The organism is Fibrella aquatica, assembly GCF_041321135.1.
GTDB classification, from domain to species: domain Bacteria; phylum Bacteroidota; class Bacteroidia; order Cytophagales; family Spirosomataceae; genus Fibrella; species Fibrella aquatica.
Map to the genome: position 1 here is coordinate 350,921 of NZ_JBGGWF010000001.1, position 22,696 is coordinate 373,616.

The 22,696-nt window shown below is 55.6% G+C and carries 2 protein-coding genes; both read right to left on the reverse strand.

What is annotated here, in order from left to right:
• Nucleotides 1-123: 123 nt before the first annotated feature.
• Nucleotides 124-8,250 (reverse strand): SdrD B-like domain-containing protein, encoded by an 8,127-nt coding sequence (locus tag ACAW87_RS01255; protein WP_370721327.1) that lies wholly within the window; start codon nt 8,248-8,250, stop codon nt 124-126.
• A 315-nt stretch (nt 8,251-8,565) separates the two neighbouring features.
• Entirely contained in the window at nt 8,566-22,617 is a 14,052-nt protein-coding gene (locus ACAW87_RS01260; RefSeq protein WP_370721328.1) for an SdrD B-like domain-containing protein, read from the reverse strand.
• Nucleotides 22,618-22,696 lie beyond the last annotated feature (79 nt).

Sequence of the window (22,696 nt, forward strand, 5' to 3'; positions counted from 1 at the left end):
TTGGGATGGCGGATTTTGGACGTTGCTTTTGGATTCAGCTTCAATCCTTCTCCGTAAAAAAAGCCCGGCTGGTCCGCCTGAATGTCAGACGAGCCAGCCGGGCTTTTACAGTGAAAACAAAGTCTATCTTGTACGACGTACTTTCACCGGCACACATACTGGCGTACAGTTACACTGAGCTGGTGGAATCGTTACCAGCGTATCACTGTAGCAACCATCGGCGCTGTATACCCGAATGGTGTACACCTGACCCGGAGCCAAAGCAGGGTTGGGCAATCCACTGGCGAGCACGCTACCCACAACCAAAGCCAACGACTGATTCGTGGCGAACAGGGGAGCGCTGGCGGTGAAGCTGTTGCCCAGGCTGATGTTGTAGCTAATGGCGTTGGTGCTCGACCCTACGAGACTGATTTTGGCATTACTAAGCGGTGTAGCTCCGGTACAGGTAGCTGCCGTAGCCAAGGCTGTCAGGCTGGGTAATAGGGTGGCTTCGATGATAAACGGACAGCATGTCCCATTGGGGCAACCGCCGCTTATGGTGTACTCACCTACTTCAGTGGCGGAGAGCGTATTGCTGGTGGCGCCTGTAATGGGTTGCCCGTTTCGGCTCCATTGGTAACTGGCCTGCCCAGTGGTGGCGGTTAGGATGAACTGGAACGACGCGTTGGCGCAGACCTTGAAAGGTACGCTGGTGCACACTGTAGCCGTTTGGCCGTTAGGGGCTGTAGCCGTGTTGTACGTGATGCCTTCCGCGTCCAACTGCACCCGTAAGGCTAGGGTCGCTACCTGGCCCGGAGCTAGCGAGGCGATGCTCCAGCTACCACTGTTGCCAGCAGGGGTGAACGTACCCGATGAGGCGGTAGCGCTGCCGATGAAGGTCACGGCGGTGGTGCTGAACTGATCCGTAACGACAACATTGGTGCCGGTTGTGCCGCCCGTGTTGGTCAGCGAAATGGTATAGGTGACTATTCCTCCCTTAACGGTTCGATTCAGATCCACGCTTTTGGCTAACCGGTACGTAGCTGGTAGAGGGCCACAGGTACCGACGTTTATGACCACGCCATTGGCACATCCGGTGGTGGTGTTGGCCCAGACAAAGCGGTAAGTCTGGCCTGGTAACAGACCCGATACGGTGGTGGTCAGGCTGGTGGCGTTGGCGAAGGTGGTGGCCGATGGGTTACCCGGTTGGGCGTACCACTGCCCCGTCAGCACCGAACTGTTCGTCTGGGCTGTCAGCGTGGCGCTGCTCGGCACCACACCGTTAGAACAAGTCAAGGTTTGGTCTGGACCCACGCTGGGTTGTGGCGCGACCGTGACAATTGCCACGGCGGGTGGACTAACGCAGCTTCCCGACTGGCATACCACTGAATAGGTCGTAGTATTGGGCGGCGTTACGATGATCGACGGGATGGTTTCCCCTGTGCTCCAGAGCGGCGTACCTGTCTGGCAACCTACTGTCAGCGTGGCCGAGCTGGTGGCGCAGATCAGGGTAGAGGATGGCGCGGCTGTAACGCTCAGGCTACAGACAAATTTGGCGATACCAAAATCGTAGGTATGGTTGTTTTCGCCCGGCCCGCCGGTGGTGAGTTTGATACAAGGCAGGCTGAGACCGCCGACTACATCCACTTTCGCATCGTTGTTGATGGGCGACGTACCTGAGTTTACAGACCCGCTTTCGCCCGGCGTCAGGGGCGACACATCCGTTAGCGACAGGCCCTGCGCAGTAACCACTGTGCTGGTGCCTAAACTGGTGATCACCAGCGCGTAATTAGTGTTGTAGGTCAGCAGCGAGGTCGATACCGATGAGGTCGACGTACCGGCCACGACCGTCGCCGAGGAGAAGTAATATTCTCCGGCGGCATTGGTGGTGGCACTGGCAATAACCGTTGTCTTGGCAGCATCGTAGAGCTTGACCACCGCCCCCGGAATAGCCGGTTCGCAGGGGTCCTGAATGCCGTTCTGGTTATCGTCGCGCCAAACGCGGTTACCAATCTGGATAGGAGCCAGGTCGCAGAGGATTTCGAGATCACCCAGGCCGTTGGATTTATACTGAACACCACCTACTCCGCCTGTGTAAAGCGCAATTGAGTTAGCGGTTATTTTGGCACCAGTCGTGTTATCCAGCGATAAGATACCACCTGTATTATAGACTAGCGGATCGCCCGCCGTCAGCCGGATGTCGCCCGCACCCGGTTTGTAGGCAAGCCCACCCATGCTGATTTCAAAATGGCCTATCGACGGTCCTGTAGACGTATTGTCTCCATAATAAAACTCACCACCGCCGGGGCCTTCGTTATTGTTTTGGCCGGTCGTAACAGGCTTCGTACTACTAACTCCTTCTCTGCCGTTACTCTCCGGTTCATACGAAGTTCCATTGAAATAGGCCCGCAGAATGTCGCCACCTACGGCTCCATTGTTGCTCACGCGTCCATCGGGGGTAAAATTGCTAACAGCGCCCATTTGGTGGCCCATCCGGTCGAAAAAGCCGAGGATCATGCTGCCATCCAGATCGAACTCAATATCAGAAAGCACAGGCTGTGCATAGAACTCAAAGGGTGTACAACCGATACCATTGGCTGTGTTGTTGGGATACACGGATGTCCAGGGCTCCCAGCTATTATTACAGCCACCTGCATTAGCGCCTTTTTTGTAATTGAGTGCAAACGTTAAAGCAGGTGTTGCTGCGTAGGTGCCCGTTGCCGGATTAAACTCAAGCACACTCGCCTGCATATCGTTGCGGCTTTGTGAGTAGCTGGCATCGCAAACGGTTCCTACATACACCTTTCCATGACGAACGGCCAAACCAAACGGCCGTGTTTCGCCGGCAGATGTACTATTCAGCGGGGTTAACTCAAAACCAGATACAAGGGCAGCGCCACCACCGGGGTTCGCTCTAAAGTCCAGTGTCAGTACGCCATCGGTTACGGTCGTTGTAAAGGAGCGTGTGATGCCCACATTCACCTGATTGCCTGCCTGCGCATAGGTGTCAAAATTGGTTAACGACGGTACGGCCACGCCTTCGGCCGATACGGTCGTATTCCGACCATTCCCCGCCAAATTCGTTGCCATATGGAGCTTAACGCCAAACGTGCCATTTCCTACCGGGAAACTGTACCGCATGGTGGTTGGCGTATAGGCCGAGTTTGCATAGAGTGCAGCGTTGTTCGTACCGGCAGTAACACTGTTGGGGTTGGTAATCGGCTGAGAGTAATTGAGTGATGTACCCGCCAGATCAAAGGCATATCCCTTTTTCCAAAGCTTTCCGTCAGTTGATGTGAAGAGTGTATTGCCAGCTCCGGCCGAGAAATAGCTTGTCGTTGGGGTAGTAGTACAAACGCTCGGTACTGGATATTTGCCAATCAGGGTCTTGGTGGCAATATCAATAGCTAGTAATTGCCGGTTGGTCAAATCCATTACATACAGTGTCTTATCATCATCGCTAATGTCGACATCGCCCAGCCCGACTGTGGCGACCTTGCTGAAGGCCAGCGAATCCCGGCTAGCTGTGCCCGCATTGGTAAGACCACGTTGGGCATCGGTCAGGTACGTCCAGTTGCCCGCAATGCCGGGGAGGGTGCTCACATCCAGCCAGGGGGTTGTGGGCGTTCCGGGCGTAGTAAAATCAGATACGTAAATCTGGCCGAGCTTACCATCTTTCAAGCCAACGTGGCGTTTCAGGAAAGCGCCCGTGTACAACTGTTTCGTTGAGCGGGCATAGGCTACACCCCAGGTCGAGCCAATTTCGGTACGGGTGGCTTCAACCGTTTTACCGGTCAGGTCATAGTTGAGGCTGACCAGTACATCAGTCAGGGCCGTGGTGTTTGGCGTAACAGCCCCGTCCAGATAGCAGGGGGTAACCAGTTTTGGATTGGTCTGGCAATACTCGACAGGTACGTTCAGGCCCAGACTGGTTGAGCAGCTACCGGGCTGGGTAAACTGCACGGTGGTGCCGTTCTGTGTACCCCGGAAAGTTGGGTCATAGCCTGCGGGTAGATTCGAGAATTCCACGCGGTAGGTGGTACCCGCCGTCAGGCCGGTAAAGCTGTAGGCCCCGTTGATGTCGGTTTGCATGGTGGCCACCTGGGTGCTGGCTCCGTTGGCATCACAGGTAAAAATAGTAACGGTCACATTGCTCAGGTCGGCATCGTCGGTTCCTTTGGTACCATCGCTGTTGAAGTCGCGGTAGGCTACGCCCCCCAGGCTGGTCGGCGTGGCCGCGCACGAGGTACAAACTACCGGCGTCAGCACAATAGACGCATCATCCGACACGCAACCAGCCAGCGTGCCCCGTACGCGGTAAGTGGTCGTTGTACTAATGGCCGGTGTGGTGTAAGGATTGGCGGTGCTCACCACCGACGTACCCGCGTTTAGGTACCACTGGAAGGTGCTGCCCGCCGGACCGGAAGCCGTCAGGACGGTTGTTTTACCCTGGCAGAAGACAGGATTGCCACCAACCGCTACACTTGGCCGTGGATTGAGCGTGAGCGCAAGCTGAGCCGCTGGCAGGCAAAGTCCATCTGGCGATTGCAGTAGTGCATACACGTACAGCGTTTTGGTTGTCGACCCTACCAGGTCGGGCAGTTGGGCGTTGGTAAGCGTAACCGTATTGGTTGCCAACGTACCTGAGGTGACCGTGCCCAGCACTGTGCCGCCCGTGGCCGTGTAGGCATCGGTGGCCGAGCTAAGCGGGCTGGTGAAATACACGAACTTGATGGCATCCGGCGCTTTGGCGTTGGTGCTTACGCTCAGGTTCATCGTCGTGTTGGCGCACTGGGTAATGTTGCCATTGACGAAGCTGATGGTCTGGGTGGCTTTCTGATACAGATTCACAAAGACCGTATCTGAGCACAGTGCCGAGAGACCATTCTGGCCAATCAGGGCGTAGTATTTGATCTGCCCGGCGGTGGGTGCCACGGCCTGTGCCGCACTCAGGCTCAAGCTGGTAGCTCCGCTGATGGCGGTGAACGACGTACCTGCCGCATTGGTGGTGTACCATTGCAGCGATGTAACCGTGTTGCTAACGATGCTGGAAACCAGCGGGAAGCTGAACGCGCCACTGCCCTGGCAGATCGACTGCGAGGCAATGGTGGCGAGCGTTGGTTTTACGCAGGGTGGTACCGTAATGCCGAAATCATACGTATGGTTGTTTTCACCCACATCGCCCGTGGTGAGCAGAATGGTGGGGCTGTTGATGCCACCCACCATATCGAGTTTGGCGTCGTTGTTTGCCAGCGTGGTGCCGGTGTTAGTAGTACCGCTTTCGCCGGGTGTAACGGGTGATATGTTGGTTATGCTCAGGCCCGTTACTACGCTACTGGTGCCCAGGCTGGTGATCACCAGCGCGTAGGTGGTGTTGTAGGTCAGCAGCGAGGTCGATACCGATGAGGTCGACGTACCGGCCACGACCGTAGCCGAGGAGAAGTAATATTCCCCGGCAGCATTGGTGGTGGCAGAGGCAATGACAGTTGTCTTGGCGGCATCGTAAAGCTTCACCACCGCCCCCGGAATAGCCGGTTCGCAGGGGTCCTGAATACCGTTCTGGTTATCGTCGCGCCAAACGCGATTACCAATCTGAATAGGCGCTAGATCGCACAAAATTTCCAGATCGCCCAGGCCATTCCCCTTACCAAATGCGGATATAGTATTCCCGTTGGGAATGACGGCAAACGAGCCCGGCTTGTTGGCACCTGTGGTCGTGCTGAAGTATTTAACCCCCTGCTGGAAGAGCCCCGTAATGTCATACGCAGTGGTAATCACTTCGTTCTGGCCGGGCTGAATAACCAACGCTCCATTGGACGTTTCATAATGGCCGTTCGTTCCGTCAAAATATTGGTCGTTTGGATAAAACTCACCCGTTTTCGAGGGGCCATCATTGGCCAGCACAAACCCGCTGTTTGTCAGTATGTCGTTGGTCTTGCAACTGCCGGCGGTGCCTTCCAGTACCCATTTGCCATTGACAAAACAGGCGTGAAGAATGTCACCTCCCCCGTTGGCATCCGACTGGGCTGTGCTGCCGGCAATGGGTGGGCGGTTGTCTTTCCCCCACTGATGGGTCAGGCGGTCTGTAAAGCCCATCACCATATCTCCATTGTCGGCAAAAGCAATGTCAGACAGAATAGGCTGGGGCCAGGCAATGCGTCCCTGAGCAGCCGGTGCGCCCACTATGTCAGCGTACGTGTTGATCCAGGCTTTCCAGGTGCCGCCAACCCGGTATTCAAAAAAGCTGGTAATGCTTTTGTTTTCAACCTGTTCGCGTGGGTAGTTCATCGGCACCGTCATAACTGTTGTAAAACCCGCTTCAACGTTATTGGGGTCAAACTCCAGTACGTAGGCCTGTAGCTTCGATTTGTCCTGTGATGTTTCCGACGTGCAGACGCCCCCCAAATAGCCTTTGCCCCGGTGGAACGCCAGCGCCCACGGGCGGAACACGCCATCGGTACCGCAGGCAGGTACGCCCGGCAGGTTATCGAGCAGGTATTGATGAGTCAGGGGCGACAGCGTGGCGGTTGAAGCTCCGTTCAGTGCCGTGGCCGTACCGCTGATGTTCACACTAATGATAGCGCGCTGATAGAGGTTAACCAGCCAGAGTCGGCTATTGGTCTCATCCATATCGGCATCGCCGAAACTCATCTTCCCAACTTTAGCAAAGGCATCAATATCGTAGTTGAGTGCGTTTTTATCCGTAGAAATATAATTGGGGTCAGTAGCAGGACTCGTAACCCGCGTCACGGTACCGAGGTCGATAGCAGGCCCACCATTGGCAGCAACCACGTTCTGTAAACTAAAACTGGCGACTAACGGAGGATCTACTGCCGGATTGTTGTAATCATATACATACACCCCACCTGGTCCCTGAGCGGCAAATCCAACGTGTCGTTTCAAAAACGCCGTTGTAAAGGCCTTACGAGAACTGCGCTGATAAGCCACTCCCCATACCGAACCTATTTCACCGATGGTGCCATCGACCCGTTTGGTGGTTGAACTATAGTCGAACGAGACAAACCCGGCGGCTGTGCTTCCCGTTCCGGTTCCATTCTCGTAACAGGGAACTACTACCTTGGGCGTGGCCTGGCAAAAATCAGCTGGATAATTGACACCCAGGCTGATGGAGCAGCTACCGGGTTTGGTGAATTGAACAGTTGTGCCGTTTTGGGACCCCCGGAAGGTTGGCTCTGTGCCGACTGGCAGGTTGCTAAACTCGACGCGGTAGTCTGCCCCGGCCGTTAAACCGGTGAAGCTGTACGCCCCGTTTATGTCGGTAGGCATCTGAGCCACCTGTGTGCTTTGGCCCGTTGCATCGCACTGGAAAATCGTAACAGTTACACCACCTACGCCCAGATCATTGGTTTGCCTGGCGCCCTCACTTTTGAAATCCTGATATACCTGACCACCAATAGTAGTCGGTCCTCCCGCACAAGATGTACAGACCACCGGCGTGAGCGTGTAGGAGACCAAATCAGAAACGCAGCCTGCCAGCGTAGCCCGCACCTGATAGGTTGTGGTTGTGTTGATGGCTGTCGTGTTGTAGGGGTTAGCCGTACTGATGGGTGCAGTTCCCCCGTTAAAATACCATTGATACGTACCGCCCGATACGCCCAGGGCTGTGAGTTGCGTAGCTGTTCCCTGACAGAAAATAGCATCCCCGCCAATGACTACCGCAGGCCGGGGATTGAGTATGACAGTACGCTGAGCAGCTACCTGGCAAAGGCCGTCGGCAGCTTGTAATAACGCGTAGATATAGATTGTCTTCGCTGTTGAGCCTACGTTATCAGGGAGTTGTACGTTAGTGAGCGAAACTGTATTGGTCGTGGCTGTCCCCGAAACTACTGTACCCAGCACGGTACCGCCCGTAGCCGTGTACGCATTGGTAGGGGTGGTGAGTGGGCTGGTGAAATACACAAACTGGATGGCATCAGGTCCCTTTGCGGTGGTCGATACGCTCAGATTCAGTGTCGTGTTGGCGCATTGAGTTACGGCTGCTGCCGACGGAACCGTGAAGGCCAGCGTCGGGCACGCGAAGGTGTTCACGGTCGCCGTGCTGTTGCTAAAAGTAGCTTTTGGCAGAAGGTCTTTACCAGGTGCTGTCGGTCCTCCTGCGATGGAAGTTGAGGAGTGAGTGATCAGAAAAGACAGGTAGAGAACGAGAAGTAATCCGTCTATAAACCGACTCCTGACGACTGGCTTCGCCGTCTCTTTACAACCTGAAAAAGCTACCGTTTTGAATCCGGGAAACGTAAAGAGTTGCATCATAATGGGGCTTGAATTGACTGTAATCTATTCTTACACACCAATACTATGCCCATAGTCAGTTGCCAGTCATGATATGCGCCTAATGTGTTGTTAAATAGCTCGTAAGTATTTATTTTTTTGCTCGTATGGAGTTAATATGCACGGTGTGCCCGTACTGCTTTATGGGAGAAATCGGGTAAATACAGCGCTGGTATAATTAATGATAACGGTGTTTAACTTACCAGTAAGTTTGTTGTGCCAATCATTACTCCTGAAAAAGACAAAGGCCAGCCCCGTTAAGGCTGGCCTTTGCTGTATCTGTGACACGCTGCCAAATTAACGCAGTCGTGTCACTTTGATTGGTACACACACAGGGTCCGGGCAGTTGCACAGAGCTGGTGGAATGGTTACTACCGTGTCGGCATAACAGCCATCAGCCGTATAAACCCGGATGGTGTACACCTGACCCGGTGCACTGTCTGAGTTTGTCAATTCACCTCTGAGTACCCCACCCACTGAAGGCAATGACTGGTTTGTGGCAAACAGCGGTGCGCTGGCGGTGAAACTGTTACCCATCGTGATATTGTAGCTCACTGCATTGGTGCTACTGCTCACCAGACTGATTTTGGCGTCATTGAGTGGTGTGCTACCGGTACAGGTCGCCGCCGTAGCCACAGCAGTCAAGCTCGGCACTGGATTGGCTTCAATGATGAACGGACAACATGAGCTACTTGGGCAACTACCCATTGTTGAGCCAACCACCGAATATTCGCCCAGGGCAGTTGCCGAAAGTACATTGCTTGTAGCCCCCGCAATGGATTGTCCGTTTTTGCTCCACTGGTAGGGCGCATAGCCCGTTGGTACAGCTAGGTTGATCTGAAACGCTTCAGTCGCGCATACCTTGAAGGGTACACTGGTGCAGACGGTGGCCGTTTGCCCATCAGGAGCTGTAGCCGTGTTGTACGTAATGCCTTCTGCGTTTAACTGCACCCGCAAGGCCAGCGTCGCTACCTGACCGGGGGCCAGCGAGGCAATGGTCCAACTTCCGCTATTGCCAGCGGGGGTGAACGTACCTGCCGAGGCGGTAGCGCTGCCGATGAACGTCACAGCGGTAGTGCTGAGTTGATCTGTAACAACAACGTTGGTGCCCGTGGCACTACCCGTGTTGGTGAGCGAAACGGTGTAGGTGACAATACCGCCTTTAACCGTCCGGTTTAAGTCCACCATTTTAGCAATCGAGTAAGCAGGGGCACCCGTAACCGGGACATAATAGCCCATGTCCACGGTGTTGTTGTACTCGTTTGCACTCAACGAATACGTACCCGTCAGGCCTGTCGACGGATTACCATCGCTGTCGGTGGCGTCAGCGCCGGTGTTCGGTGAGGTGGCCGTGAAGCCTGCTGGAGCCGTGAAGCTGACCGAATAAGGCACGCCCGGTGTCAGGCCCGTAAAGCTGTAGAAACCTGACGCGTCGGTCGTTGTCGCCGTGACCAACGTACCTGACGAGAACAGGCTCACCGTCACGCCTGGAATTGGCATATCGCCCGCATCCTGCTGACCGTTGACGTTCACATCCTCGAAGACGTAATCGCCCAGACCGGCCGTCAGCGGTTTGATACCCGCCGCCACGCTGAGGTTCTGCTCGCCCGCCGAGAGGCTGTAGACGCCCGTTGACCCGGTGTTGCCCGTCAGCGAAGATACGTCACTGTCTGAACCGTCGCCGCCTGTGTTGCCACTGGTGAAGGTGGTGCCTGATGGCGTAGTGAACTTGACAATGTAGCTGCCCGGATTCAGATTGGTGAACAGGTACTTACCCGTTGCGTCGGTGACGGTCGTGCTGACAACCGAACCCGAAACCGCATCGCAAAGCACGGCGGTTACACTGGATACGCCACTTTCGGTGGGGTCCTGCTGACCATTTCCGTTAGTATCGAACCAAACGTAGTTACCCAGACTGGCTTTGAGCGGCGGTGTAAATCCAGCGTCGATAGTTGGGTTGTTCTCGCCCGACGTCAGTGTTACCGGTGCCGTGATACCGCCCACGGGGTTGCTGTCGATGGCCGTGTCGGTGCCCGTCAGTGGCGTAGTCGCTGAGAAGCTCGATGGCGTTGTGAAGCTGACCGAGTAAGGTACACCTGGCGTCAAACCGGTGAAGCTGTAGAGGCCCGAAGCATCAGTGGTCGTCGTAGCCACCAACGTACCTGACGAGAGCAGCGTCACGTTCACCCCCGGAATTGGCGTATCGCCTGTGTCCTGAATACCGTTTCGGTTATTATCGGCAAAGACTTTATCGCCCAGACTGGCTGGTTTGTAATAGCCCATGTCGACCGTTGGGTTGAACTCATTGGCTGTCAGCGAATACGGACCCGTCAGGCCCGTTGCCGGGTTACCATCGCTGTCGGTGGCGTCAGCGCCGGTATTCTGGCTGGTGGCCGTGAAGCCCGCCGGAGCCGTGAAGCTCACCGAGTAAGGCACGCCCGGTGTCAGACCCGTGAAGCTGTAGAAGCCCGCTGCGTCTGTTGTTGTGGTAGCCACCAACGTACCTGACAAGAGCAGCGTCACGTTTACGCCCGCAATGGGTTTATCAACTGCATCCTGCTGGCCATTGGCGTTCACATCCTCGAAGACGTAGTCACCCAGACCCGCCGTCAACGGAATCAGGCCGGCGTCGATAGTCATGTTGTTTTCGCCGGCACTCAGGCTAACGGGAGCGGTACTGCCTTTCTGAGCCGTCACCGAGCTAACATTACTGTCGGTGGTGCTGCCGCCAGTTAGTGGTGTGGTGAAGGTCATGTTTGCCGGGGCGGCGAACTTCACCGTGTAACTTCCCGGATTCAGGCCCGCAAACAGATACGCCCCGTTGCTATCGGTCAGTGTGGTGCTGATAACCGTACCAGAGGTGGCGTCGCAAAGTGTAACGGTCACACTACCAACACCCGTTTCGGTAGGGTCCTGCTGGCCATTCTTGTTAACATCCAGCCAGACGTAATCACCCAGACTGGCCGTTGGCTGATAGAAACCAGCATCCACCGTTGGGTTGTTCTCACCCGAGGCCAGCGTCACCGCCGCCGTGCGACCCGTGATCGGATCGACGTTCGAGTCTTTCGTGGCATCGGTGCCGCTCAACGGCGTGGTAGCCGTGTAGCCCGCCGGTGGCGTGAAGCCCACTACGTAGCTGTTCGACGTACCGGGCGTCAGGCCCGTGAAGCTGTACAGACCAGTGGCACCCGTAGTTGTCGTAGCGACCACCGAACCGTTCTGGTACAGCGTCACCACTACACCCGGAATTGGGGTATCACCGGCATTCTGTACACCGTCTTTATTCGTATCGTTGAAGACGTAGTCACCCAGGCTGGCAGGTTTGTAGAAACCAGCGTCGACCGTTGGGTTGTACTCGTTGGCGGTCAGCGAATACGTACCCGTCAGGCCCGTAGCCACGGAGGCATCGGAGTCGATGGCATCGTTGGTGCCCACGTTGGCCGTTGTGGGTACGTACCCGGCTGGCTTACCGAAGCCCACCACGTACGGCGTACCCGGCGTCAGACCTGTGAAGCTGTAGAGCCCGTTGGCATCGGTCGTGGTCGTAGCAATGGCCGAGGCGTTCGTGTAAAGCGTCACCGCCACACCCGGAATGGGTACGTCGCCCGCATCCTGGATACCGTTGGCATTCTTGTCCTCGAAGACGTAGTCACCCAGACCCGCCGTCAACGGAATCAGACCGGCATCGACGGTGAGGTTCTGCTGACCCGCCGTTAGTGCGTACACACCCGTTGCGCCGGTATTGCCTGTCAGCGACGCTACGTCACTGTCGGTGGCGTCTGTGCCTGAGTTGGGCGTGGTGAAGGTCATGTTTGCCGGTGCGGTGAACTTGACAATGTAGCTGCCCGGAGCCAGGTTGGTGAACAGATACTTACCTGCTCCATCCGTTACGGTGGTGCTGATGACGGTGCCCGAAGCAGCGTCGCACAGAATGGCTGTTACACTACCAATACCCGTTTCGGTGGGGTCTTGCTGACCGTTCTTGTTGGTGTCCAGCCAGACGTAATCACCCAGGCTGGCGGGCAGCAGGTAGAAGCCCGCGTCGATGGTCGGGTTGTTCTCGCCCGGTGCCAGCGTCACCGCCGCCGTGCGTCCCGTGATCGGATCAGCATTTGAATCGTTCGTGGTGTCGGTGCCCGACAGTGGAGATGTAGCTGTGTAACCAGCCGGAGCCGTGAAGCCCACCACGTAGCTATTAGACGTACCTGGCGTTAAGCCCGTGAAGCTGTACAGACCCGACGCATCGGTGGTCGTCGTAGCCACTGGCGACCCATTCTGGTACAGGGTCACCACAACACCCTGAATCGGCGTATCGCCCGCATCCTGGATACCATTCTTGTTTTTATCGACGAACACATAGTCACCCAGGCTGGCTGGTGGTATCGTACAAACAACCGCTGATACGCTCACCACCGCCGTAGTGAAGCACCCCGGCGAACTGCTCACCGTGACCGTAAACGTCTGCAAACCTGCCACCGAAGCCGTTGCCGTGGCGGTAGCCGTATTGCCACCGGTCAGGGCAACGCCCGCTGGTGCCGACCATACATACGTATAGCTGCCGACGGGGCTGGCGAGCGCCGTGATCGTCACGGGCTGACCCGTACAAACCGTTGGGCTGCTGGCCTGAGCCGTAGCCGCGATGTTACAGACGAACTTCACAATACCAAAGTCGTAGGTATGGTTGCTCTCGCCCGGCCTACCCGTAGTGAGCTTGATGCACGGCAAGCTAAGGCCGCCCACTACATCGACTTTCGCGTCGTTGTTGATGGGCGACGTACCTGAGTTAATAGATCCGCTTTCGCCCGGTGTCACCGGCGATACATCCGTCAACGTCAGGCCCGTCACTACACTGCTGTTGCCCAGGCTGGTGATCACCAGGCCGTAGGTGGTGTTGTATTGCAGTAGCGAGGTCGATACCGATGAGGTCGACGTACCGGCCACGACGGTTGCCGACGAGAAGTAATATTCGCCAGCGGCATTGGTGGTGGCAGAGGCAATGACGGTTGTCTTGGCGGCATCATAGAGTTTCACCACCGCCCCCGGAATAGCCGGTTCGCAGGGATCCTGAATGCCGTTCTGGTTATCGTCGCGCCAAACACGGTTACCAATCTGAATAGGCGCTAGATCGCAGAGGATTTCGAGGTCACCCAAGCCGTTGGATTTACCTTGAACGCCACCGGAATAACCTGAATAAAGCGTATATAAATTGGCTGTTATTTTGGCACCGGTCGTATTATCCAACGACAGGAGCCCGCCGGTTCCAGCGCCTATAACATCGCCTGCGGTGAGCCGAATATCACCTGCACCCGGCTTGTAAGCCAGTCCACCCACGCTGGTTTCCTGATGACCTCCTGCTGGTGTAAGGTAATCGCCATAATAAAATTCGCCACCACCAGGCCCCTCGTTCGTGTTTTTACCGGATGTAGCAGGTGTCTTGCTGCTAATTCCTTCCAGGGCATTATTTTCCAGTTCATACGAAGTCCCGTTGAAATAGGCCCGTAGAATGTCTCCGCCAACGACTGCAGTAGGATTCGTGCGACCGTCAGGGGTAAGATTGGTATTGGCACCCATCTGGTGGCCCATCCGATCAAAGAAACCGAGCATCATGCTGCCGTCGACATCGAACTCAATATCGGAGAGAACAGGCTGCGTATAGATATCAAAGGAATTACACCTTATACCAGCAGTAGTATTGTTTGGATATACCGATGTCCAGGGCTCCCAGCTATTATTACAGGGGACGGTTGAAAATGCAGATGGACCTTTTGTGTAATCCAGCGCAAAGGTTAGGGTTGGGGTTGCTGCATAGGTGCCGGTTACCGGATTAAATTCAAACACACTGGCCTGCATGTCGTTGCGGCTTTGCGAGTAGCTCGCGTCGCATATAGCACCCACATAGACCTTGCCATTGCGGACGGCCAGGCCAAACGGCCGTGTTTCGCCGGCAGGTGAACCGTTCAGCGGAGTTAACTCGAACCCCGAAACAATGGCACCTCCCCCGCCTGTATTATTTATAAACCGAAGCGTAAGTACGCCATCGGTAACCGTTGCCGTAAAGGAGCGGGTAATGCCCAAATTTACCTGATTACCTGCCTGGGCATAGATATCGAAATTGGTTAGTGAGGGTACAGCCACGCCTTCGGCCGAGACGGTCATATTCCGCCCAACCGACGTTGAGTTGGTTCCGAAGTGGAGCTTGACCCCAAACGTACCATTGCCCACCGGGAAACTATATTGCATAGCTGTAGTGGTACCGGCCGACCTACTATACATCGCAACGTCAGTTGTACCGGCGGCAACGTTATTGGGGTTTGTAATCGTGGCCAGACTGGAGCCACCCGAGGTAGCTGCCAGATCGAAGAGATATCCTTTTTGCCAGAGCTTTCCATTGGCTGCCGTAAAGACCGTATTATTAGACCCCGCCGAGAAATAACTCGTGGTGGGGGTGGTGGCGCAAACGCTCGGTACGGGGTATTTACCAATCAGGGTTTTGGTGACAATATCAATAGCCAGTAACTGCCGGTTGGTTAAGTCCATGGCATACAGTGTTTTGCCATCGGCGCTGACGTCGATGTCGCCTAAGCCAATCGCGGCCACCTGACTGAAGGCAAGTGAATCACGGGTGGGTGTGCCGGCATTGCCAAGGCCACGCTGGGCATCGGTCAGGTACGTCCAGTTTCCCGCAATGCCGGGCAGGGTGCTTACATCCAGCCAGGGGGTCGTGGGCGTTCCGGCCGTAGCAAAATCAGATACGTAAATCTGGCCCAGTTTACCATCTTTCAAACCCACATGGCGCTTGAGGAAAGCGCCCGCGTACAACTGCTTGGTCGAACGGGCATAGGCTACGCCCCAGGTCGCACCGATTTCGGTACGGGTGGCTTCAACCGTTTTTCCGGTCAGGTCATAATTGATGCTGACCAATACATCGTTCAGTGCCGTGGTGTTTGGCGTAACGGCCCCATCCAGATAGCAGGGGGTAACCAGTTTTGGGTTGGTCTGGCAATACTGCATGGGTACGTTCAGGCCCAGACTAACCGAGCAACTGCCGGGCTGGGTAAACTGCACCGTGGTGCCGTTCTGCGTACCCCGGAAGGTTGGGTCATAGCCTACCGGGAAATTCGAGAATTCTACACGATAGATGGTGCCCGCTGTTAATCCCGTAAAGCTATAGGCTCCGTTGATGTCGGTTTGCATCGTGGCTACCTGCGTGCTCTGGTTGGTCGCATCGCACGTGAAGATTGTCACCGTGACGCTGCTCAGGCCCGGATCGTTGGCACCCTGCGCCCCATCGCTGCCAAAGTCGCGGTAGACAACGCCCCCCACGCTGGTCGGTGTGGCCGCGCAAGAGGTACAAACTACCGGCGTCAGCACAATAGACGCATCATCAGAAACGCAACCGGCCAATGTGCCTCGTACCCGGTACGTCGTGGTCGTGCTGATGACAGGCGTGGTGAACGGATTTGCGGTACCCACCACAGCGGTGCCGCTATTGAGGAACCACTGGTAGGTCGTACCAGTTGGCCCGCCCGCATTCAGAATACTGGTTGTGCCCTGGCAGAAAACTGTTGGGCCACCAACTGTTACGCTTGGCCGTGGGTTTAGCGTGAGCGTAAACATGTCCGTCGGCAGACAAAGTCCATCGGCTGATTCCAGCAAGGCATACACGTACAGCGTTTGCGCGGTCGCCCCTACATTGTCCGGCAATTGAATATTACTGAGTGAAACCGTATTGGTTGCCAGCGTGCCTGAGGTAACGGTACCCAGCACCGTGCCGCCGGTAGCCGTATAGGCATCGGTGGCATTGGTCAGCGGGCTAGTGAAGTATACAAACTTGATGGCATCCGGCGCTTTGGCATTGGTCGTCACGCTGGTGTTGAGTTTCGCATTGCCGCAAACCGTGGTGGCCGTGATCGGAAACGTGATGGTCTGGGTGGCCTTTTGATACAGATTCACAAAGACCGTATCTGAGCACAGCGCCGGCAGACCATTCTGCCCAACCAGCGCGTAATATTTGATCTGTCCGGCGGTGGGGGCTACGGCCTGTGCCGCACTCAGGCTGAGGCTCGTTGCCCCACTGATGGCCGTGAAGGACGTACCTGCGGCATTGGTGGTGTACCATTGCAACCCGGTAACCGTATTGCTGACGATGCTGGAAACCAGCGGGAAGCTGAACGCGCCGTTGCCCTGGCAGATCGACTGCGAGGCAATGGTGGCCAGCGTCGGTTTAGCGCAGGGCGGTACCGTGATGCCAAAATCGTAGGTATGGTTGTTCTCGCCCACATCGCCCGTGGTGAGTTTAATACAGGGCAGACTGAGGCCACCCACCACATCGACTTTTGCATCGTTGTTGGCCAGGGTGTTGCCGGAATTGAGCGTGCCGCTTTCGCCCGGTGTCAGGGGCGATACGTTGGTCAGGCTCAGGCCCGTAACCACGCTGCTGGTACCCAGGCTGGTGATGACCAGGCCGTAGGTGGTGTTGTTGGTCAGTAGCGAGGTCGATACCGCAGAGGTCGATGTACCGGCCACTACGGTCGCTGACGAGAAGTAATATTCGCCAGCGGCATTGGTGGTGGCAGAGGCAATGACGGTTGTCTTGGCGGCATCGTAAAGCTTCACCACCGCGCCCGGAATAGCCGGTTCGCAGGGGTCCTGAATACCATTGCTATTATCGTCGCGCCAAACGCGGTTACCGATCTGGATGGGAGCCAGGTCGCAGAGGGCTACCAAATCGCCTAATCCGGCCGATTTGCCGAATGTTCCAGCCGTGTTTGTGTAGAGTTCAATGCCATTCTGAATTTTGTCGCCTGTTGTATTGCTCAGGTAAATAAGCCCGCCTGATCCTCCCTCAACGAGTGGATCCATGGCCGTTATAGCTACTGCATTGGCCGCTGGCAGGAATACAACGCCACCCTGCGAGGTCTCGAAGTGTAACGTACCAGGTGTGAACTCGCCGTCAAATGTTTCAAAAGGTGTGGTTTTAGACAGGTATTCGATCGTCCAGGCACTGTTACCGGTAGCATTGGCTTTCAATAATTCACCACCTATGATGTTGTTCGCCAGACTAATCGTATTGTTATCGGGTGGCAGATTAAGCACCCCCATCTGGTGACCCATGCGGTCGAAGAAACCCAGAATCATGTTGCCCTGCGCATCGAAATCAATGTCGGATAGCGCTGGTGTGGGGTGAACAATGGTGTTATTGCTTGCATTGAGCGTAACACGATCATAGACGTCTAACCACGGATACCAACGCGCCGAGTGGACGGTATACGACTCACCTCCTATGCCAAATCCTGCCGTAGAGGCCGGTTGGCGCTGGTAATCAAGGGGGAAAATAAGCACCGGACTCGCCGAGAAAGTACTGGTGGCGGGGTCGTAGACAAAGACGCTGGCGGCCAGGTCGGCCCGATCCTTCGAGATCGATGCATCGCACACGGTACCCACGTATACTTTACCACGCCATGCTTTTACGGCAAAAGGAACCGTTTGCCCTGTGTTCGCATCGCAGTTGCTCGGAATGGCTACACTGCCCAGAATGGCTTTGCTATCGATATCGACGCTGTAGAGTTTTTTGTCGTTCAGGTTAACCACATAGAGCGTCTTGTCATCGTCTGACACATCAATGCCTCCCAGACCCACCCGGCCTATTTTGGCAAAGGCTTCGGCATCGAGCGATTGCCCTGCTGGTAAGCCCAAACCGCGTACGGCGTCGCTGCCGATGGTGCCTGCATTCGGTATGGTCACGAACAACGCTCCGTCGTTGGGGGTACCCGCCGATGTTTCATAGACAGCCCCGAGGTCGCCTTTGAGGCCTACGTGCCGTTTGAGGAACGTAGCCGTGTAGATTTTTTTGCGGCTGCCGCTGTAGGTTACACCCCAAACAGAACCAATCTGATTTTTAGCGCTTTCCATAAGCTTACCCGACGTAGCCAGGTAGCCGACCGAGACCAACACATCAGTTGGTGCGGTTGTGTTAGTGGCCGATCCGTTTATGAAACAGGCCGTCACCAAACGGGGGCTGGTCTGGCAGTAGTCGTCGGGGTAGTTCAGGCCTACATTGGTTGAACAGCTACCCGGTTTGGTAAACTGCACAGTGGTGCCGTTTTCGGTTCCCCGGAAGGTGGGAGCATAGCCCGCAGGCAGGTTGCTGAACTCAACGCGGTACGTTGTACCGGCGGTTAGTCCGGTGAAGCTATAGTCGCCATTGATGTCGGTTTGCATCGTGACTATCTGAGCGCTGGCCCCATTGGCATCACAACTGAAAAGGGTGACGGTCACGTTGCTCATGCCCGGCTCGCTGCTGCCTTGAGCGCCATCACTGTTAAAATCGCGGTAAGCCGTTCCGCCAAGGCTGGTAGGACTGGCCGTACACGACGTACAAACAACCGGTGTGATCACAATAGAGGCTTCATCGGATACGCAAGTGCCCAGTGTACCCCGCACCCGGTAGGTCGTTGTGGTGCTGATGGCTGATGTCGTGAACGGATTCGTTGACGTTGTACCCACCACTGCCGTTCCACTGTTGAAGAACCACTGGTAGGTTGCTCCGGTTGGCCCGGCCGCAGTAAGTGTTGCGGATGCACCCTGACACAGGATCGGGTTGCCGCGAATGATGACCTCAGGTCGGGGGCTGAGGGTGAGTGTAAATGAATCGGCTGGTGATGCCACACAGATGCCATCGGTTGATTGCAGGAGGGCATACACGTAGATTGTCTGTGCTGTGGTACCCACATTATCGGGTAGTTGGGCGTTGAGCGAAACCGTATTGGTCGCCAACGTACCTGACATGACCGTACCCAGCACCGTACCGCCCGTAGCCGTGTAGGCCGCAGCCGCACTGGCCAGCGGGCTGGTGAAATAGACAAACTTAACCGCATCGGGCGTTTTGGCATTGGTGCTCACGCTCAGGTTCATCGTCGTGTTGGCGCATTGGGTCACCGCAGCGGCCGTCGGGGCGGTGAACGCGATGGTCTGCGTGGGCTTCATGTACAGGTTCACCAAGACCGTATCCGAGCATAGCGCCGAGAGGCCATTCTGCCCAACCAGGGCGTAGTATTTGATCTGCCCGGCGGTGGGGGCTACGGCCTGTGCCGAAGTTAGGCTCAGACTCGTTGCCCCGCTGATGGCCGTGAAGGACGTACCTGCGGCATTGGTGGTGTACCATTGCCGCGAGGTAACCGTATTGCTGACGATGCTGGAAACCAGCGGGAAGCTGAATGTTGCTCCCTGACAGATCGACTGCGAGGTAATGGTGGCCAGCGTCGGTTTGGCACAGGGCGGTACCGTGATGCCAAAATCGTAGGTATGGTTGTTCTCGCCCATTCCGCCCGTGGTGAGCAGAATGGTGGGGCTGCTGATGCCACCCACCACATCGAGTTTCGCGTCGTTGTTGGCCAGGGTGTTGCCTGTGTTGGTGGCACTGCTTTCGCCCGGTGTGAGCGGTGTTACGCTGGTCAGGCTCAGGCCCGTAACCACCGTGCTGCTGCCTAAGCTGGTCACCACCAGCGCATAGTTGGTGTTGTACGTCAACAGCGACGTCGATACCGATGAGGTCGACGTACCTGCCACGGTTGCCGCCGACGAGAAGTAGTATTCCCCGGCGGCATTGGTGGTGGCACTGGCAATGACGGTTGTTTTGGCAGCATCGTAGAGTTTCACCACCGCGCCCGGAATAGCCGGTTCGCAGGGGTCCTGAATACCATTGCTATTATCGTCGCGCCAAACGCGGTTGCCTATCTGAATGGGAGCAACGTTGCAAAGGAATTGCAGATCGCTCAGGCCATTGGCTTTGCCAAACAGGGGGAAATAAGATAGATAAACGCGGTAAAAGTCAGTGATAGCTCCCGTGTTGGTATTAAAATATTGTAGACCTTGTGATCCATAATATTGCGAGTTAGCTGGCGGGCTGCCAACGCCACTCCAGGGATCAATAAATGTGGTAACGACTTCGTTAGTGCCTGGTAACACAGCTAAACCACCTTCTGAACCCTTTTCCAGGTTATCTGCCCGAGTTTGTTTAAAGAATACCCCATTGCCATTGACTCCGATATTACCACCTAGGGTACTTACCGGACAACCGCCGGGGAATCCCTCCATAATCCAGCCACCATTCACGTAACAGGCTTTGAGCATATCCCCCGTAGCACCACCTACCTGGTTAGAGCCATTTGGCAGTAGGCTACCGGGGCCTGTCTGATCGGCGAAGCGATCACGCAGGCCTATTATCATGGAATTGTCCGGTGTGAATTCAATATCACTCAGCATTGGCTGTGGCCAGAACCCACCGCCTTGCAGTATTTGGCTAGCTGTAGTGATCCAACTATTCCAGGAAAACAGTGGACTACCGGTCGCGGTCAATTGATAGTCGAGACTAAAGTCCAATACTTTCGTTAAACCGGCTGTTGGATTGGCTGGATCGAACGATAAGACATAGGCACGCATATCAGCCGCATTCTGGCTAGTACCTGCATCGCAGACTATGCCCACGTAACCTTTCCCATTTCGGAAAGCTAATGCAAACGGCCGGGCCGAACCACTGGTACAGGTCGGAAAACCGGGAATGCTGCTCAACGGATATTGATTGACTGTGCCAGGCAAGGTAGCCCCCGATATATCCACACTAATGAGGGCTTTCTGGTTGAGGTTAACCAGCCAGAGTTTGCCGGTAGCTTCGTCTACGTCGGCATCGCCATAGCTGATGGTGCCGACTTTAGCGAAGGCATCAACATCCTGGTTTTGTGCGCCGGATGAGCCCAGCACATAACTAGCCGAAGTGCCACCTGATACGGTGCAACTGGCCGTACGGCAGACGTCACCCAAATCAATGGCTAACCCGCCGTTAGCGGGGGTCACACCCTGCAAATCGAATTTCCCTGCCGATGCAGTTGGTGTAGTAGTACCCGTAAAATCAAAATAATACACAAAGCCGGGGCCATCGGCCAGGCCTACATGGCGTTTGAGGTAACTGGCGGCAAAGAGTTTCTTGGTTTGTTTAGAATAGGCCAATCCCCAGGTCGAACCTACATCATTGGTGGTGGCCACTTTTACATAGTTTGGCGAGCTTGGGATACCACTTGCGCTGTAATTATTCGATACAAGTGCCACATCGGTCGAATTGGCCAAGCCGTTGACGTAGCAGCCCGTTACCCATTTCGGATCTCCCTGGCAGTAATCACCAGGCTGATTGAGTCCAACGCTGGTAGTGCAACTGCCGGGCTTAGTAAACTGTACTGTCGTGCCGTTGTTAGTACCCTGGTAAGTTGGGTCATAGCCGGGCGGTAAGTTGCTAAACTCAACCCGATAGGTTGTCCCGGCGGTTAGGCCTGTGAAACTATAGGCACCATTCAGGTCGGTCGGCATTTGGGCAATTTGCACACTTCCCCCGCTGGCATCGCAGCTGAAGAGCGTAACGGTCACGTTATTGACACCGGCATCGGTGGTAGCTTTTGTACCGTCGCTATTAAAATCAAGGAACGCTACCCCACCAATAGCAGTAGGGCTGTTGGTGCAGGGTGTACAAACCACCGGCGTCAGCACAATGGAGGCCTCATCCGATACGCAACCGGCAAGTGTGCCCCGTACCCGGTAAGTTGTAGTGGTGCTGACAACTGGTGTTGTAAACGGGTTCGTTGTGCCAGCCACGGCCGTTCCACTGTTGAGGAACCATTGGTAAGTAGTGCTGGTAGGTCCGGCGGCAGTCAGTATGGTGGTTGTGCCCTGGCAGAAGACGGTGTTGCCCAGAATGACTACCTCAGGTCGTGGGCTGAGTCTGATGGTGCGTTGGGCAACAACCTGGCAAACGCCGTCGGCAGCTTGCAGTAACGCATAGATGTAAATGGTCGATGTCGTTGTGCCTACATTATCAGGTAGTTGGGCGTTATTGAGCGAGACGGTATTGGTCGTGGCCGTTCCCGAATTGACTGTACCCAGCACCGTACCACCCGTAGCTGTGTAGGCATCGGCGGTGGTAGATAGTGGGCTGGTGAAATAGACAAACTGGATGGCATCGGGCCCTTTTGCCGTTGTAGATACACTCAGATTAATGGTGGTGTTGGCGCACTGAGTCACCGTAGCAGCCGCAGGGGCTGTGAACGTGACCGTGGGACAGGCGAACGCACTTGCCTCGGGGGAGGCGTTGGTTTTGCCAGCGGCTGCCTTTGGTGGCGTGTCCTTATCGCCGGGGCGTGATAGGCCCGCCACGGCAGACGAGGCCGGAATACCATACGTTAAAAATGACAAATACAACAGCACGATAAACCCGTAGGTATACCTGTTTTGGCTGATTGATTTCTCCTTGCCAATCGAAGAAATCACACTATTGAGGCTGGAAAACGTAGTGAGGTGTGTCATGTTGTGGTAGTAGTATCCCGTAACTCAATCCGGGGTTACTACAACTGTGCCGCAACGATCTGGTTGATGACTAGTTGGT

Coding starts and splice junctions, on each gene's coding strand:
- ACAW87_RS01255 (WP_370721327.1), bottom strand. CDS start 8,250: ATGATGCAACTCTTTACGTTTCCCGGATTCAAAACGGTAGCTTTTTCA.
- ACAW87_RS01260 (WP_370721328.1), bottom strand. CDS start 22,617: ATGACACACCTCACTACGTTTTCCAGCCTCAATAGTGTGATTTCTTCG.